The organism is Endozoicomonas sp. G2_1 (assembly GCF_017744155.1).
Lineage (GTDB): Bacteria > Pseudomonadota > Gammaproteobacteria > Enterobacterales > Alteromonadaceae > JAGHQT01.
In genome coordinates, this window is sequence record NZ_JAGHQT010000011.1 from 1 (window position 1) to 15,661 (window position 15,661).

Below are 15,661 nucleotides of genomic sequence, written 5' to 3' on the forward strand. Positions count from 1 at the left end.
TTCCGCTCGACTTGCATGTGTTAAGCCTGCCGCCAGCGTTCAATCTGAGCCATGATCAAACTCTTCAATTAAAATCGTTTGTGAAGCTAAAAGCTTCTGCTCAATGAATTCTGTACTATAAAACTTAGTAAGTTTGTATATAGACATTCATCAAGATAAATTCGTTGCCGAAGCAACTTTTAGTTGAATCTATCATCGTCGTGAATGCCCACACACATTGCATGATAACTACTTGTTAAAGAACTTAATCTTGCGATTCAAACAAAACATCGCACTCGTGTTTTGTTGTTGCTCTCTCGTTGAGAGCGGATGCGCATTTTACGCTTCCTAGTTTTGATGTCAACAACTTTTTGAAAAACTTTTCTTAAAAAATAAGTAAATCGTTTTTCTAAGTTATCTGACCCGTTTACCTAGCATATTCACCAACTAAACTTATCAAAACACTTCGTTGGGCTGCCCCGCGGAAGTGGATGCGCATTTTAGAGATTTTTATCTTGCCGTCAACACTTATTTTAAAGTTTTTTCGTTTTTTTGTTTGTTTGCTCTATTTTTCCACAAACTGCGTAATAATTAGCTTTAATTGGCTTATTTATGGTGATGTAAGTGTTTAAATAGAGATTTATATACTACTTAGCACTCATAGTTAGAAAACTATACTTTAGTCAAAATTAATAAACTATTTGTTCTGCTTCGATGATATTTTGCTAGAGTTAAATGATAAAAACAGATCAATAGGCATATTTAACTATGACAAATAATATTAGAGCTTATAAAAATACAACGCCAACATTTGGTAAGTCGAGCTATGTCGATCAATCAGCAGTACTTATTGGTGATATCGTATGTGGTGATGATGTTAGCATTTGGCCTTTAGTTGCAGGCCGAGGAGATGTTAACCATATTCGCATTGGTGACCGCACTAATATTCAAGACGGTACAATTTTGCACGTAACACGCAAAAGCCCTTCTCAACCGGAAGGTTTTCCATTAATCATTGGTGAAGATGTCACAATTGGCCATCAATGTATGTTACACGGCTGCGAAATAGGCAATCGCATCTTAGTGGGAATGGGAGCCATTGTTATGGATGGTGCTGTTGTTGAAGATGATGTCTTTATCGGAGCCGGAACAGTAGTGCCACCCAATAAGCGTTTAGAAAGTGGCTATTTATATGTAGGTAACCCGATGAAGCAAGCAAGGCCACTTAAACAAGCTGAAATCGATTTTTTAAAACAATCTGCTGTCAATTATGTCGAGCTTAAAAACGATTATCTCGCTGAACAAGAATAATCATCACTAGGTTAATGTAATAACCACTGGATTTTGAACTGGCTCGTTATCTTCGAGCCAGTCTTCTATTTGCAGCTCCCAATCAAACTTAATTTGCTCTGTCAGCTCATTGACCTTGGTTTTCAACTCAAATACAACTAACTCGCCCTGATAAAAGCCAGATAACTGCCATATGCCATCAGCTTTTTGGCAAAGGTCATCGTTAAATAATATTGCTTGATTCAATTTACTTGCCTGCTAAATATGGTTATTGACTAAGTAACTGCTTAAGTTTTTGCTTTACAGCTTCGGTTTCAGGTTTGACCCCACGCCAAATCCTGAAACTTTCAGCAGCTTGCTCAACCAACATGCCAAGACCATCAATTAATCTAACAGCCCCTGCCTGCTGTGCTTGTTGCAAAAACGGCGTTAAACCTGTGCCATAAATCATGTCGTAGCACACGCTTTTCTCGCTAAAGATAATATCACTAACGGGAAGTTTGCTTTTTGACAGACCTGCCGACGTTGCGTTGATAACAATGTCATAACTTTGTTTGAGCTGTTCGAAACCGCAAACGTAGACATTATTGTAGTTTTCGACACTATCAGCGATCGCCTGTGCTTTACTTAACGTGCGGTTAGCAATAATTAAACTTTGTGGTGCTTGCTCTAGCAATGGCAAAACAACACCTTTGGCTGCGCCGCCAGCTCCGAGCAGTAAAATAGATTTGCCGCTAAATTCGACCTGCTGATTAATTAAATCAGTAACTAAACCAATACCGTCGGTATTGTCACCGACATACTTTCCGTCGAGACAAGAAATAGTATTTACCGCGCCAGCTAAGCGAGCGTACTCGCTTAATTGATGACAAACACTGTAGGCCTGTTCTTTAAATGGCACCGTGATATTCAAGCCTTTACCACCGCTCTGTGAAAACTGTGCGAGCGCTTGCTCAAAATCAGTTAATTCGACCAGCTCACTTTGATAATTGAGTGCTTGACCTGTTTGCTGAGCAAACCATTGATGGATTTGTGGTGATTTTGATTGGGCAATTGGATTGCCAAAAACGCGGTATTGATCCATAGCGATGGGCGATTAAAAAATTTGCCATAGAGTACCCGATACTAGGCCAGAAATGAATACGTGCTAATTCTACGCTTAATACCATCATTAACTAAGATAGAGCTTATAAAAAGACACTGTTGGTCAGGAAACGTTGTTGCCTCAGATACATGTGATCACAATATGTATATACGCTTGTGTATAAAAAAAGCAGTAACTAGGTTACTGCTTTTTAGAGGAGAAATTATTGTAACGTCTAACTTAGAAAGTATAACCTACCATCAAAGAAACAACGATAGGGTCAACATCAACGCTTACTTTACCTGGCACAGCACCACCAACAGCGGTAAATGTAGCTTCTGTGTCAATGTCGATATAGCGAACTGAAGCATTTACAGACCAGTGATCATCAATGTGGTAGTCAGCGCCAATTTGTGCACTTAAACCCCAAGAGCTATCTAAGTCTAAGTCGTTTGCATCCAATGGAGCACCAACTGGAGTAGTTGTTGTACCATCGCTAATGCTTACGATAGCTGGGCTATTAGCACCTTGTAATGCTGAGTTGAACTTGTCATCAAAGAAAATTGTGTAGTTAATACCAGCGCCAACGTAAGGCTTAAAGTTCGAGTTAGTATCAAAGTAGTACAATGCCATTAACGTTGGTGGTAAGTGCTTAGTTTCACCTAAATTAACTGAGCCAGCACCAGTGTTAACAGTAATGTCGTGGTTAAATGGTGTCGCTGCTAACAACTCAACAGCCCAATTTGAATCAATGAAGTAAACAAAGTTCAAGCCTAATTGAGTGTCGTCTTCTACTGACGCAGTGATCGCACCAGCACCTAGATTAACAGTGTTGTTTAAGTTGGCACCAGCATAGATAGTTGCATCTTGATCATCAGGGTTTACGTTAGTTAAACCACCGCGAATTAAGAAATCGCCAGCTTTGTTACCTGCAGCTAATGCAGTACCTGATAATGTAGTTAATACTGCTAATGCTAAAAGACTTTTTTTCATGAGAACTTTCCTTCACTTGAGATTTGAGGCTATTGTAGCCAGCCCGATAATAGGAAAGTTGATTTAGCGCAAGTTACGAATTAAATGGCAGGAATGGAGCCTAAAACCAAATTAAATACTGATCTAAATCAATAAATATTCGGCTTTAGACTTGTGCTCGACAATAAATATTGCTCGGCGTTAGGCTAAAAACAACAAATAGAGTTTATACCCCCACACCAGCAAAAAGTAGCCAATGGCAACGGCAACCGCTGCTGAGCCCAGATCTTTAGCGCGGCCACTGAGCTCGTGATGCTCAAGGCCTACCCTATCTACAACCGCTTCAACCGCAGAATTGAGGAGCTCAGCGATAATAATGCCGAAAATAGCACCGACTAAAATAGCGAAATCGACAAAGCCATCACTAATAACAAACGCAACAGGTGTTAACACCAAAAACAAAAATAGTTCTTGTCGAAAAGCAACTTCATATTTATAGGCCGCTTTAGCTCCTTTCCAGCTATTAATTGCGGCAGGACCAAAACGACGAAAGTGACCTAATTGATTTTTACCGTGATTTTGCTTAGACACTTGCCAGCTCCGTCAACCAGTCTCTCGGTACTAAATAAGATTGCAATTTGGCTTCGGCACTGTCTTGCTCTGGTTGATAATTATATTGCCAACGCGCTAGTGGCGGCATTGACATCAAAATAGATTCGGTGCGACCACCCGATTGCAGACCGAATAAAGTACCGCGATCAAATACTAAGTTAAACTCAACATAGCGACCACGACGATAGAGTTGGAACTGACGCTCACTATCGCCGTAACCAGTATCTTTGCGGCGTTCAACAATCGGCACGTAAGCGTCGATATAACCTTGGCCAACGGCTTTAATGTAATTTAAACAAGTATCAAAGTCCCACTGGTTTAAATCATCAAAAAACAGCCCGCCAACGCCTCGGGTTTCATCGCGGTGCTTCAAATAGAAATAGTCGTCACACCATTTTTTGTGTTCTGGGTAAACATTATCACCAAATGGCTGACATAAATCATGGGCAACTTGGTGCCAATGCTTAACATCTTGATCAAATGGATAAAACGGGGTTAAGTCGAAACCACCACCAAACCACCATACCGGTGCTTCACCTTCTTTTTCGGCAATAAAAAAGCGGACATTGGCATGTGACGTTGGAATATAAGGGTTTTTTGGGTGAATAACTAAAGACACACCACAAGCTTGCCAACGACGACCGGCCAACTCAGGACGATGTGCCGTAGCCGACGGTGGTAATTTATCACCAGACACTAAAGAGAAGTTAACACCGCCCTGCTCGATAACAGCACCATCGGTTAATACGCGAGTGCGACCACCGCCACCTTCTGCTCGTTGCCAATTGTCTTCAACGAATTTAGCACTGCCATCAGCTTGCTCTAAGGCGTGGCAAATTTGGTCTTGAAGCTGTTTTAAAAACTCGATAACGGTTTCAATGTTAATTGTGCTCATTAGCGAAATACTTCTCCAGTTAGGCCATTAATAATGGTAGAAGGTTTGTCGAAACCAAGGGTTTCACCTTTGACGATAAAATCGATTTGCTCTACTAAGGCAGGATCAAGTGTTTGCCATGTTTTCGCTGGCTCTTCGCCTGTAAGATTGGCACTCGTAGATACAATTGGGCGATTGGTGGCATTGCATAGGGCAACTACGTCGGGTTGGCTGGTCACTCGCACAGCAATGGTGTCAAATGCTCCCGTTAAATATTTGCCTATACCTGCTTTGGCTGGTAGTACTTGAGTTATGCCATCTGGCCAGCGCGACAACACGGTAAAGCGCATGTCTTGTGGAATTTTGCTGTCTTCAACATAGTCGAGTAATTGAGAATAACTTGCCGCAAGTAAAATAAGGCCTTTTTCGATAGGGCGTTGCTTAACGGCCAATAGTTTGTGTACTGCAGCTTCATTCGCTGGATCACAACCTAAACCAAAAACGGCTTCAGTCGGGTAAGCGATTAAGCCTCCACTTTCAAAGCTTTCTACTGCGCTCGTCATTTTTGTTATTACCTCAACAATTAAATGCCGAGAATTATACTTGAACAAAAACAAGAAGCGAATTAATAGAGTCGATTAAACAAAAATGGCATAGTCATTAATAACTATGCCATTCGAACGCTGATTAAAAGTATTCAGTTATTACTATTCAAATAACGTTTTAACTTTTTGGCGCAGGATAAATTTCTGAATTTTACCGGTAGACGTTTTAGGTAAATCACTAAAAACAACGGTTTTAGGACACTTAAAATGTGCCATGTGGCTGCGACAAAACTCAATGACTTCCGCTTCAGTTAACTCGGCTCCCTCTTTAACGCTAACAAAAGCACATGGGGTTTCGCCCCACTTTTCATCTGCGCGCGCCACCACCGCTGCTTCTAAAATATCAGGATGTTGGTACAAAGTGCCTTCAACTTCTACCGATGAGATATTTTCACCGCCAGAGATAATAATGTCTTTTGATCTATCGCGAATCTCGATGTAGCCATCAGGGTGCTTAACGGCGAGATCACCAGAGTGAAACCAACCGCCGGCAAACGCGGCTTCGGTAGCGGTTTCGTTTTTCAAATATCCCTTCATGGTTGTGTTGCCGCGAAACATAATTTCACCAATCGTCTCTGCATCGGCAGGCACAGGTTCCATAGTATTAGGATCTAGCACATCAACTTGCTCTTCGGTTGGGTATCGGACGCCTTGACGCGCTTTTAGTGCGGCTCTTTGGTCAACGTCACAATCGTCCCACTCATGCTTCCATTCACTGACCACGCAAGGCCCATAAACTTCGGTTAAGCCATAGCTTTGCGTTATTTCAAAGCCGAGCTCTTCACAGCCCTTAATAACAGCCGCAGGAGGTGGCGCACCGGCAGTCATGACCTTGATATTTTTAGGCAATTGAGCAAGCTTCTCAGGTGCTGCATTCATGATCATGTTTAAGACAATTGGCGCCCCACAAAAATGGGTTACCTGATTTTTCACCATGCTGTCAGCAACGGCGTCGACATCAACACAGCGCAAGCAAACTTGAACACCACCAACCGCGACAATTGTCCATGGAAAGCACCAACCGTTGCAGTGGAACATTGGCAACGTCCATAAATAAACCGGCTGCTCCCCCAATGGCCAAACAAGTGTGTGACCAATCGCATTCAAGTATGCACCGCGATGAGAATAAACGACGCCTTTAGGGTTACCAGTTGTGCCAGAGGTATAATTGAGTGCCATCGCTTGCCACTCGTCGGTAATATTATTACCTGTAAAATTTGGATCGCCTTCCGCGAGCAATGCTTGATACTCAATAACACCTAAATGCTCGCCACCTTCGCTCATCGGATCATCAATATCAATCACCAAAGGCTGCCTTGAGCATATCGCTAGCGCTTTTTTAACCACTGGTGCAAAGGCAGTGTCAGTCAACAACACATCACACTCGCTGTGGTCGAGAATAAACGCAATCGCTTCGGCATCAAGCCTAATGTTAATAGCATTAAGCACCGCACCCGTTAAAGGAACGCCGTAGTGAGCATCGAGAAATGCAGGAATGTTTGCGGCAATAACACTTACCGTATCGCCGGTTTTTACGCCTCGATTAATCAACGCTGAAGCCAATCTGCGAACATTAGCTAAATACTCAGCATAGGAATACTTATCATCACCGTGAATAATCGCCGTGCGATCTGGGTGAACATCAGCTGTACGCTGTAAAAAAGTAATAGGTGTTAACGGTAAACTATTCGCTTGTTCTTTATCTAAACCATGATTATATATATTCATCACTGCCACCATGTCGACAAACACAATGAAAAAATGACAAAAACCGATTAAAAACTCACTTTAATCTTAATTCTCGCCCCCAAGTGTCGACAATTTTACATACCAAGTCAGTTTTCGATATTATCCTTTGGTCTAATATTGACCGTTTTACACGCTCAAACAGAGGCTGTTTAGCTCGCCTTTAAATCCCTTTGCGTATATAATCGCCAGCCATATTAATTCCAGCTTCCAGCACAACACAAAAAGGTATAGACGATGACAGTGGGTATTATTATGGGGTCAAAATCAGATTGGCCGACAATGCAACATGCCGCAGAGATGTTAGATTTATTGGGTGTTGCTTATGAAACTAAAGTTGTTTCAGCTCACCGAACTCCTCACCTACTTGCAGATTATTCTGAAAGCGCTAAAGACCGCGGTATCAAAGTAATTATCGCAGGTGCTGGCGGCGCGGCACATCTGCCGGGTATGACAGCAGCATACACAAGCTTGCCAGTACTTGGCGTGCCAGTGCAATCAAAAGCACTAAGTGGCCAAGACTCATTATTATCAATTGTCCAAATGCCTAAGGGCATTGCCGTTGGTACACTCGCTATTGGCACCGCTGGTGCTGCTAACGCAGGCTTATTAGCCGCACAAATTTTAGGTACTTCAAACCCAACGATTCAAGCAGCGATCGAAAAATTTCGCACTGAGCAAACTGAAACTATCTTAAGTAATCCAAATCCTGCGGAATAACAAAGTATGAAAGTTCTCGTTTTAGGTGCTGGCCAACTGGCGCGAATGATGGCGTTAGCAAGTACGCCACTAAATATTGACGTACTCGCTTATGACGTTAACAACAACTCGGTGGTAAACCCGCTTGCCCCCGGTGAGAGCTTGGGTGACTTAACTCAAGGTATTGCCGAATGTGACGTAATTACTGCCGAGTTTGAGCACATTGATCACGCTATTTTAGAGCAATGCCAACGTTCGGGAAAACTGCAACCAAGCGCCACCGCCATTATGACTGGCGGCGACCGTCGCTTAGAAAAAGCACTATTAACTGAATGCAGCGTTAGCAATGCCAAACATGTGATTGTTGATAATCAACAAAGTTTTGAACAAGCATTATCTGAACTTAGCCTACCGATTATTTTTAAAAGTGCGCTTGCAGGTTACGATGGCAAAGGCCAATGGCGCTTAAAAGACAGTGACCAAGCCCAAGCACTGTGGTCTGAACTAAGCGAGTTTCTTACAGAAAACCCAACTCAAGCGCTAGTTGCCGAGCAAATGGTACCCTTTGATCGCGAAATCTCGATTATTGGTGCCCGTAATAAAAACGGCGAAGTAAAGATTTACCCTCTGACCGAAAACTTTCACCAAAATGGCGTTCTCAGTGTTTCACTAGCACAAGCGTGTGATGAAGCGTTACAACAGCAAGCCCTAAGCGCTTTCACTAAACTTACTGAAAACTTAGGCTACACTGGCGTGTTGGCCATTGAGTTTTTCCAAGTAGGCGAGCAGCTACTCGTTAATGAAATTGCGCCGCGAGTCCATAACTCAGGTCATTGGAGCCAGCAAGGTGCAGATACTTGTCAGTTTGAAAATCACATTCGCGCAGTGACAAATTTACCTTTGGGCAACACTGAGTTAGTGAGACCAACGGCAATGATCAATATTTTAGGTACAGATACTGTGCCTGAAGCGCTGTTGGCAATTGCTGGGCTCAGTTTACACTGGTACGGCAAAACTAAACGTGCAGGCCGAAAAATGGGTCACATTAATGTCTCAGCAGCCGACTGCGAAACACTGGTTAGCAAACTAGAACAAGTCGCAAGCTTGTTACCTGAAACTGATTTTCCAGGCGTTAAAAGCTATATACAGAGCCTTTAAGCGAATAACGAAGGCTTTAAAACAAAAAATAGCGGCAACTGCCGCTATTTTTTATTCTCCAAAACTATTAGCGCTAACTGGACTGAAAGTGACCACAGCGCTTTTGTCCACATTGGAATTTTTCGCCAGCAGCCATATCACGCTTTAACAATAACTCAAAACCACATTTTTCACAGGTACCAACCACAGGTGGATGATTAACGGCAAATTTGCACTTTGGGTAAGCGTTGCAAGCGTAAAAGGTTTTGCCAAACCGACTTTGGCGTTCAATTAATTGTCCTGCATGACAACTAGGGCAGCTCACCTCTTCGCTGATCGATTGCTCATCCTGGTGTTCGTGTTCAATATGGTGACAACTGGGAAAGTTAGTACAACCAATAAACATACCGTAACGGCCTTGCTTAACAGCCAGTAAGTTACCGCACTCAGGACACTCTGTGCCCGGTAATACTTGGTCTTCTACTTTTTCATGCTCTACCACAGGGCGTGTGTATTGGCAGTTTGGGTAGTTGCTACAACCAATAAAGTTGCCTGCCTTACCGTGCTTGATCATTAGCTCAGCACCACATTCAGGACACACTTCATAAGCTTGCTCTAAGGCATGCTCGTGTCGGGTAAATAACGGCTGATCTGATTTAGACTTATCTGACATTAGTGCTGGTGAGGCATAATTGCTTATGCGCAAAGTCGTTGAACATAACGACAATTATGCCATAGTGGTTAAAAAGTGACGAGCGCTTTCAATTCGCTGAATTTAGTGTGGAGGGCCTTCTGGCTGTTCATCAAAAATCAGGTCTTCCATCTGCGAATAGGCATTTTCACGCCCAGGGACATTAAACAAGACCATCAAGATAACCCACTTTAAATCGTCGAGATAAAAGTCTTTGGTATCGAGCTCCATCACCCGATCAATCACCATTTCTCTGGTGGTAAAATCAAGCACGTTAACTTGCTCTAAGAACATAATAAAACCACGACATTCAGTGTCGAGTATCGCCATTTCGCCTTCGGTATATATTCTGACATTGTTACTGGCAACTTTGGTCAGATAAGGATAAGCATCGGTGTCTTGCAAAGCAGCCAGTTTTTCTAGCCAACTCAATGCTTTGTAGATTTCGTCTTGATGAAAGCCAGCGCGTGTTAGCTCATCTGTCAAAACGTCGTGGTCAACCATTACTTCGGCTTCAGAATGAATATAGTTTTCAAAAAGGTACATCAGAATGTCGAACATAATTACCCCCTGTCTAACCTAAGATAACCACCTGGCACTGCAGCTACCAGACCTTTGAGTTCAAGTAGTGTCAAACGAGTCAGTGCGTCGTTAGCGCTTAACCGACTGCGCGAAACAATCACATCTACAGGTGTTGTTTCATATCCCACACTAGCTAACAATGGATCGAGAAACAAGCTTTGTTGCTCATTTTTCTCAACTTTCACCTGTTGTTCACTATCACTGTTATTAATACGACCGGAGTCTGACTGAAAATCTAACTGGCTTAAAATATCATCGGCTGATTCCGTTAAAAAAGCGCCTTGTTTAATCAACCAGTGGCAGCCTTTAGCAAGTGGGTTGTTAACAGCGCCAGGCACCGCAAAAACGTCTCTATTTTGCTCAAGGGCCATTTTCGCGGTAATTAATGAGCCGCTTGGTAAGCCAGCTTCAACCAGTAATACGGCTAAACTCAAACCACTGATCAACCGATTGCGCTTTGGAAAATGGCCAGCCCGCGCTGGTGTTCCCGGCAAAAACTCACTAACAATCGCACCGCCCTGCTCAATAATACTGTGGGCCAAGCTGCGGTGACGACTCGGGTATACCGTATCGAGTCCGGTGGCGACAACAGCCACTGTCGCGCCACTAAGAGCCAAGCAAGCGCGATGTGCAAAACCATCAATACCAAGCGCTAGGCCACTGGTTATCGTTAACCCGGCTAAACTTAAATCGCGAGTAATAGCCTTAGTAAATTCACGGGCAGAAACACTCGCATTACGACTACCGACAATGGCCAGCTGCTCACTTGATAACAATTCGACATTGCCACGGACAAATAGCACCAGTGGTGGATCGTAAATTTGCTGTAAGCGCTTAGGGTACAAATCGTCGCTGTAACCAATAGCAAGGCAACCGTGCTGCTGCGTTTGTTCGAGAACCGTCTCGATTTTTTGCCAGTCAGGTGATTCAATTGCAGCTTGTTGTTTGTCGGTGAGTTTATAACGACTCGGTAAAGGTTGAGTAAAAAGAGCTGTTAAACCAAGCTGCTCAACCAACTCGAGCTTTTTTTTGACCGACAAACGCGGAACAAATTTTAGCGCGAGCCAGTAATCAAGAGGTTGGCGAATTTGAGGCACTGTCCTTGGCCTTTTCTAATAGTTATTGATTTAACTATAGCCCACCTTTGCTCAAAGCGTTAGCCTTGAGCAAAGGATAAAAGAAGGGGAATTTAAGGCGCCGTTACCACATCGGCAAGACGAACAGGCTTCTCAGTTTTAAGAATCAATGCCATGCTGACACGATCATAGACCTTAAATACCATCATTTCGCCCAGCGCTTCTTCTGGCATTTTATAGTCTGAATCTTTATTGGTGAGTTTGTGCCAGCCCGACGCATCTTTTAGATACTGTGGTCCAGACTTAGTCTCAACAATACCAGGGCTTTGACGTTTAATTGCAAAAACATCTCCAGGCTCAACACTGTGGCTTTGACCACGGTTAATCATCACTACATCAAGCTTGCCAAATTCGCGGACATCAATGCTCGACTGGACAATGGAACCGCGCAAGCTATCGTCTGCGGCTTGCATGGTAAAGTACGAAGGTAGTAATTGTCCTTCGTTAACAGGAACAACAACATCACCGGCACGAATTTCTCGCTTCGAGCTTTCTACGTATAGAGTACTTGGCTCTTTATCACTAATATTACCCGCTCTTAGCGCTTGACCGGTACCCGCTAAAATAACTTGATAGCCGAGCATTTCATTGGTTTCAGGATCAATAACGGGTTTGCCTTTTTGATAAATGGCATAGGCTTTAGCAAGTTCTAAATCGCCTTTGACATAAAGTTTGAAGCCGTCGATACTGGATTTATGGCCGCGATCACTCCCTAAAACATAAGGCAATTGCTCAACTTGCGCTTCGGTGAATAAACTGTCGTATTTAATATAAGGCGCTATGGTGCTAAGCGGTAAAGTACTAACTGGGTTTTGATCTTTTAACTGAGTGCGTACTCGCGGTGACCATTTTAATTCAGGCTTGCCTTTAACCAGCATAGGCTGGCCTTGCTCGTCAAACACCAAGCGCAACTCATCGCCGGGATAAATCAAATGTGGGTTGTTAATTTCAGGGTTTAAACGCCATAGCTTAGGCCAAAGCCAGGGTTGGTCGAGGAAAATACCGGAAATGTCCCAAAGTGTATCACCCTTTTTAACCACATAGGTTTTCGGCGCGTTTTCTTTGAGGGTTAGTTGATCAGCAAGCGCTAACCAAGGAAGAGAAAAGCTAATGACGATTAAGATTATTTTTTTTAGCATGCCGCTGCCCTGCCTGTTTTGTTCATAATCGAAAGTGACTTGGCGATATTTATACCTATTACTTCCTATATTGTCAGCTATTAGCTGAAAGCACTAGGATTAATTTCATTTAATGGCTAAAATTACAACATAACACCGTATCAGAATTATCGCTAATTCTTTTACCCAGACAACGATTTACTAACAGTAGAAAACAAATAAATAGCTATGGCAGTTTTACCCGTATTACGATTTCCAGATGAGAGGCTCAGAACCAAAGCCGCAACCGTTGAACTAGTTGACGATAGTATTCGCGCGATTGTCGACGATATGTTCGACACTATGTACGACGAAAAAGGCGTTGGTTTAGCCGCGACTCAAGTTAACATTCACAAGCGCATTGTGGTTATGGATGTCTCAGAAAATGCCGATCAACCGCGCGTTTTTGTCAACCCTGAAATTATCAAAAAGAGTGATGCGACCTTTGTTAATGAAGAGGGTTGTTTATCCGTTCCGGGCTGCTACGCAAAAGTCACTCGTCACGAAACAGTTACGGTTAAAGCACTGGACCGCGACGGCAATGAATTTACCTTAGATGGCGATGAACTATTGAGTATTTGTATTCAACACGAGCTCGACCACTTGGCTGGTATCTTGTTTGTTGATTATCTATCACCACTAAAACGCCAGCGCATTAAAACCAAACTCGAAAAAGAAGCGCGTTTACAAAAAGCTAGTGCCTAATCACTAGCTTTACTTTCTGTTCGACCCAACGCTTAACTATCAGGATATCCCCTTGTCTAAACCTCTCAATATCATCTTTGCTGGCACGCCAGATTTTGCCGCGCAACACTTACAAGCACTGATCGACTCACCACACAATGTTGTCGCCGTTTACTGTCCGCCAGACAAACCCGCGGGTCGCGGTAAAAAACTCACCGCCTGTGCAACTAAAGAGCTTGCCCTGAAACACGACTTAATCGTTGAACAGCCGGTTAATTTTAAAGCCGAAGCAGATCAAGAGCAGCTCGCCAGCTACAAGGCCGATGTCATGGTCGTTGTCGCCTACGGCTTATTGTTACCGGAAGTGATTTTGAACACGCCGAGGTTGGGCTGTATTAACGTTCACGGGTCAATTTTACCGAAATGGCGCGGCGCCGCGCCAATTCAACGTTCATTAGAAGCAGGTGATCCGCAAACGGGTGTCACCATCATGCAAATGGACAAAGGCTTAGACACCGGCGATATGATCGCTAAAGCCTACTGCGATATTACTCCACTGGATACCAGTGCCAGCTTATACCAAAAACTAGCCGAGCTAGGACCACAAGCGCTAATAGACACACTTGCGCAAATGGCAACGGGTGATTATCCGAGAGAGCCACAAAATAACGAGCTAGCGAACTACGCAGCGAAATTAGACAAAGCCGAAGCAGAGTTAGACTGGCACCAAAGTGCAGATGTCCTCGACCGAAAAATTCGCGCTTACAACCCTTGGCCAGTTGCTCAGTTTACCTTTAACGAAAGTACAGAGAAAAGCCACCGCATTCGCATTTGGCAAGCACAGCCAAAGCCGTCAGAGCAACACGACCAAGTGCCCGGCACCATTTTAGCTGCCGATAAACACGGCATTTTAGTTGCCACTGGCGAAGGAGCATTGCTGCTAACCAGTATTCAACTGCCGGGCAAGAAGGCGCTAGCTGTCGCTGATGTACTTAATGCTCGCGCCGATTGGTTTAGCCCAGGTCAGGTTATTACAGGTTAACATTGGTATGACAACTCACGCTAACGTTCGCGCACTGGCTGCCAAATGCCTCTATAAAGTTGTTGATGGAGGCCGCAGCCTATCTGATGAGCTACCGCAAGCGCAAAGTAAAGCCGCGATTAAAGACAAAGGCTTATTGCAGGAGCTTTGCTACGGGGTATTGAGATATTTACCCGAACTTGAATACGAAGTTCGCACCTTTATCAGCAAACCGTTGAAAGGAAAGCAACGCGTCTGTCACTTTTTAATGTTAGTAGGTGTTTACCAACTTAAGTATTTACGGATACCAGATCACGCGGCAGTCAGTGAGACGGTTGCCGCTTGTAAGCCATTAAAAAACTTTCATTTAAAAGGGTTAATTAACGGCGTCTTGCGCAGTGTTCAACGCGCTAGCCAAAAGAGCGCCAGCCAAGAGAATCCAGCTCCAGAATCAATAACGCAAGCACCTTACAACAAGCCAGCGCCTGTGAAATACAATCACCCGTCTTGGTTTATTGATAAAGTTCGCAGTGCTTACCCAGAAAAGTGGCAACAAATTCTCGCAGAAAATCAGCAAAAACCACCGATGTGGTTACGGGTCAATCAGCGTCACCACAGTGTTGAACAATACCTAGAGAAACTCGCTCAAGCCGAAATTGCAGTTGCGCAAACAGACGCACAAAGTGGTGGCATCTTGCTGACTAAAGCGGTTGATGTTGAGCTCTTGCCCGGCTTCGACCTTGGCCACGTTTCAGTGCAAGACGGCGCCGCACAGCAAGCAGGTATTTTATTAAATCCTAACAACGGCGACCAAGTCTTAGATTGCTGCGCAGCACCGGGCGGTAAAACCTGTCACCTGCTCGAGCTCAACCCTAATATTGACATGACCGCACTCGATGTCGACCAAAACCGACTAGACCGAGTACAAGAAAACCTAACGCGCCTTAAGCTTGATGCCAAACTGATTTGTGCTGACGCCAGCCAACCAGAAAATTGGGCGCAAGCTCAGAGTTTTAATCACATTTTGCTCGATGCACCTTGTTCCGCAACTGGCGTGATTAGACGTCACCCAGATATCAAGTGGTTGCGCAAAGCGGCTGACATTGCCGAGCTAGTAGAACTACAACAACAAATTTTGGTAAAAATCTGGTCTTTGCTCAAACCGGGTGGTACTTTGCTCTATGCAACCTGTAGTATTTTGCCTGAAGAAAACGAGCAACAAATCGCCCGTTTTATCGACCAGCACGACGACGCTAAGCTGATTAGTCTCAGTCAGTACAGTGCCGATGAAAACGCTTTGGGCTGGCAAATTTTACCCAATACTCAGGGCATGGATGGCTTTTACTACGCCAAGTTAGAAAAGCAGCCAAGCGCTTAATTCATTTTTAAGTA

General features: G+C 43.8%; 17 protein-coding genes and 1 rRNA gene. 6 read left to right on the plus strand and 12 right to left on the minus strand.

Features of this window, described 5'->3' with window-relative positions:
- A 16S ribosomal RNA gene (locus tag J7384_RS12780) occupies positions 1 to 71 on the minus strand; the annotation flags it as partial.
- Positions 72 to 747: 676 nt separating this feature from the next.
- On the opposite strand from J7384_RS12780, the gene J7384_RS12785 reads away from it, so the two are divergent.
- Positions 748 to 1,290, plus strand: a complete 543-nt coding sequence (locus tag J7384_RS12785; protein WP_209114643.1) for a gamma carbonic anhydrase family protein — start codon at positions 748 to 750, stop codon at positions 1,288 to 1,290.
- 6 nt (positions 1,291 to 1,296) lie between these two features.
- On the opposite strand, the gene J7384_RS12790 is transcribed toward J7384_RS12785, so the two are convergent.
- The 7 genes from J7384_RS12790 to J7384_RS12820 form a co-directional block, all read right to left on the minus strand.
- Entirely contained in the window at positions 1,297 to 1,515 is a 219-nt protein-coding gene (locus J7384_RS12790; RefSeq protein ID WP_209114645.1) for a hypothetical protein, read from the minus strand.
- A 22-nt stretch (positions 1,516 to 1,537) separates the two neighbouring features.
- On the minus strand, positions 1,538 to 2,353 hold the full coding sequence (gene aroE / locus J7384_RS12795) for a shikimate dehydrogenase (RefSeq protein WP_209114647.1): 816 nt from the start codon (positions 2,351 to 2,353) through the stop codon (positions 1,538 to 1,540).
- A gap of 240 nt (positions 2,354 to 2,593) precedes the next feature.
- Positions 2,594 to 3,346, minus strand: a complete 753-nt coding sequence (locus J7384_RS12800) for an OmpW family outer membrane protein (RefSeq protein WP_209114649.1) — start codon at positions 3,344 to 3,346, stop codon at positions 2,594 to 2,596.
- A 180-nt stretch (positions 3,347 to 3,526) separates the two neighbouring features.
- Entirely contained in the window at positions 3,527 to 3,916 is a 390-nt protein-coding gene (locus tag J7384_RS12805) for a diacylglycerol kinase (RefSeq protein WP_209114651.1), read from the minus strand.
- Positions 3,909 to 4,832: an oxygen-dependent coproporphyrinogen oxidase gene (gene hemF / locus J7384_RS12810; RefSeq protein WP_209114653.1), complete on the minus strand. Its 924-nt coding sequence runs from the start codon at positions 4,830 to 4,832 to the stop codon at positions 3,909 to 3,911. Before hemF ends, J7384_RS12805 begins: the two co-directional genes overlap by 8 nt.
- Entirely contained in the window at positions 4,832 to 5,374 is a 543-nt protein-coding gene (locus J7384_RS12815; RefSeq protein ID WP_209114655.1) for an L-threonylcarbamoyladenylate synthase, read from the minus strand. Before J7384_RS12815 ends, hemF begins: the two co-directional genes overlap by 1 nt.
- A gap of 144 nt (positions 5,375 to 5,518) precedes the next feature.
- Entirely contained in the window at positions 5,519 to 7,144 is a 1,626-nt protein-coding gene (locus tag J7384_RS12820) for an acyl-CoA synthetase (protein WP_209114657.1), read from the minus strand.
- 255 nt (positions 7,145 to 7,399) lie between these two features.
- Here J7384_RS12820 and purE point away from each other — a divergent pair, with 255 nt between their 5' ends.
- The gene (purE, locus tag J7384_RS12825) at positions 7,400 to 7,882 is read left to right on the plus strand and encodes a 5-(carboxyamino)imidazole ribonucleotide mutase (RefSeq protein WP_209114659.1); all 483 of its coding nucleotides are present in this window, start codon (positions 7,400 to 7,402) and stop codon (positions 7,880 to 7,882) included.
- 6 nt (positions 7,883 to 7,888) lie between these two features.
- On the plus strand, positions 7,889 to 9,019 hold the full coding sequence (locus J7384_RS12830) for a 5-(carboxyamino)imidazole ribonucleotide synthase (protein WP_209114661.1): 1,131 nt from the start codon (positions 7,889 to 7,891) through the stop codon (positions 9,017 to 9,019).
- 73 nt (positions 9,020 to 9,092) lie between these two features.
- On the opposite strand, the gene J7384_RS12835 is transcribed toward J7384_RS12830, so the two are convergent.
- The 4 genes from J7384_RS12835 to J7384_RS12850 form a co-directional block, all read right to left on the minus strand.
- On the minus strand, positions 9,093 to 9,671 hold the full coding sequence (locus J7384_RS12835; RefSeq protein WP_209114663.1) for a topoisomerase DNA-binding C4 zinc finger domain-containing protein: 579 nt from the start codon (positions 9,669 to 9,671) through the stop codon (positions 9,093 to 9,095).
- 102 nt (positions 9,672 to 9,773) lie between these two features.
- Positions 9,774 to 10,250 carry a DUF494 family protein gene (locus J7384_RS12840; RefSeq protein ID WP_209114664.1) on the minus strand — a complete coding sequence of 159 codons (477 nt, stop codon included), beginning with the start codon at positions 10,248 to 10,250 and terminating at the stop codon, positions 9,774 to 9,776.
- Positions 10,251 to 10,252: 2 nt separating this feature from the next.
- Entirely contained in the window at positions 10,253 to 11,368 is a 1,116-nt protein-coding gene (gene dprA / locus J7384_RS12845; RefSeq protein ID WP_209114666.1) for a DNA-processing protein DprA, read from the minus strand.
- A gap of 92 nt (positions 11,369 to 11,460) precedes the next feature.
- On the minus strand, positions 11,461 to 12,546 hold the full coding sequence (locus tag J7384_RS12850; RefSeq protein WP_209114668.1) for a LysM domain-containing protein: 1,086 nt from the start codon (positions 12,544 to 12,546) through the stop codon (positions 11,461 to 11,463).
- A 207-nt stretch (positions 12,547 to 12,753) separates the two neighbouring features.
- Here J7384_RS12850 and def point away from each other — a divergent pair, with 207 nt between their 5' ends.
- From def to rsmB, 3 genes are read left to right on the plus strand one after another with little or no spacing between them, the layout of a single operon-like run.
- Complete coding sequence (gene def, locus J7384_RS12855; protein ID WP_209114670.1) at positions 12,754 to 13,269, plus strand: peptide deformylase; 516 nt, start codon at positions 12,754 to 12,756, stop codon at positions 13,267 to 13,269.
- Positions 13,270 to 13,321: 52 nt separating this feature from the next.
- Entirely contained in the window at positions 13,322 to 14,290 is a 969-nt protein-coding gene (fmt, locus tag J7384_RS12860) for a methionyl-tRNA formyltransferase (RefSeq protein ID WP_209114672.1), read from the plus strand.
- The gene (gene rsmB, locus J7384_RS12865; protein ID WP_209114674.1) at positions 14,235 to 15,647 is read left to right on the plus strand and encodes a 16S rRNA (cytosine(967)-C(5))-methyltransferase RsmB; all 1,413 of its coding nucleotides are present in this window, start codon (positions 14,235 to 14,237) and stop codon (positions 15,645 to 15,647) included. The genes fmt and rsmB overlap by 56 nt, the downstream gene beginning before the upstream one ends.
- Positions 15,648 to 15,661: the final 14 nt, after the last annotated feature.

Excerpts from the sequence above, each read along its gene's own strand:
- def (WP_209114670.1), top strand. The coding sequence starts at position 12,754 with ATGGCAGTTTTACCCGTATTACGATTTCCAGATGAGAGGCTCAGAACC.
- J7384_RS12800 (WP_209114649.1), bottom strand. The coding sequence starts at position 3,346 with ATGAAAAAAAGTCTTTTAGCATTAGCAGTATTAACTACATTATCAGGT.
- J7384_RS12835 (WP_209114663.1), bottom strand. The coding sequence starts at position 9,671 with ATGTCAGATAAGTCTAAATCAGATCAGCCGTTATTTACCCGACACGAG.
- hemF (WP_209114653.1), bottom strand. The coding sequence starts at position 4,832 with ATGAGCACAATTAACATTGAAACCGTTATCGAGTTTTTAAAACAGCTT.
- J7384_RS12830 (WP_209114661.1), top strand. The coding sequence starts at position 7,889 with ATGAAAGTTCTCGTTTTAGGTGCTGGCCAACTGGCGCGAATGATGGCG.
- J7384_RS12815 (WP_209114655.1), bottom strand. The coding sequence starts at position 5,374 with ATGACGAGCGCAGTAGAAAGCTTTGAAAGTGGAGGCTTAATCGCTTAC.
- rsmB (WP_209114674.1), top strand. The coding sequence starts at position 14,235 with ATGTACTTAATGCTCGCGCCGATTGGTTTAGCCCAGGTCAGGTTATTA.
- aroE (WP_209114647.1), bottom strand. The coding sequence starts at position 2,353 with ATGGATCAATACCGCGTTTTTGGCAATCCAATTGCCCAATCAAAATCA.
- J7384_RS12850 (WP_209114668.1), bottom strand. The coding sequence starts at position 12,546 with ATGCTAAAAAAAATAATCTTAATCGTCATTAGCTTTTCTCTTCCTTGG.
- J7384_RS12820 (WP_209114657.1), bottom strand. The coding sequence starts at position 7,144 with ATGAATATATATAATCATGGTTTAGATAAAGAACAAGCGAATAGTTTA.
- J7384_RS12840 (WP_209114664.1), bottom strand. The coding sequence starts at position 10,250 with ATGTTCGACATTCTGATGTACCTTTTTGAAAACTATATTCATTCTGAA.
- purE (WP_209114659.1), top strand. The coding sequence starts at position 7,400 with ATGACAGTGGGTATTATTATGGGGTCAAAATCAGATTGGCCGACAATG.
- J7384_RS12785 (WP_209114643.1), top strand. The coding sequence starts at position 748 with ATGACAAATAATATTAGAGCTTATAAAAATACAACGCCAACATTTGGT.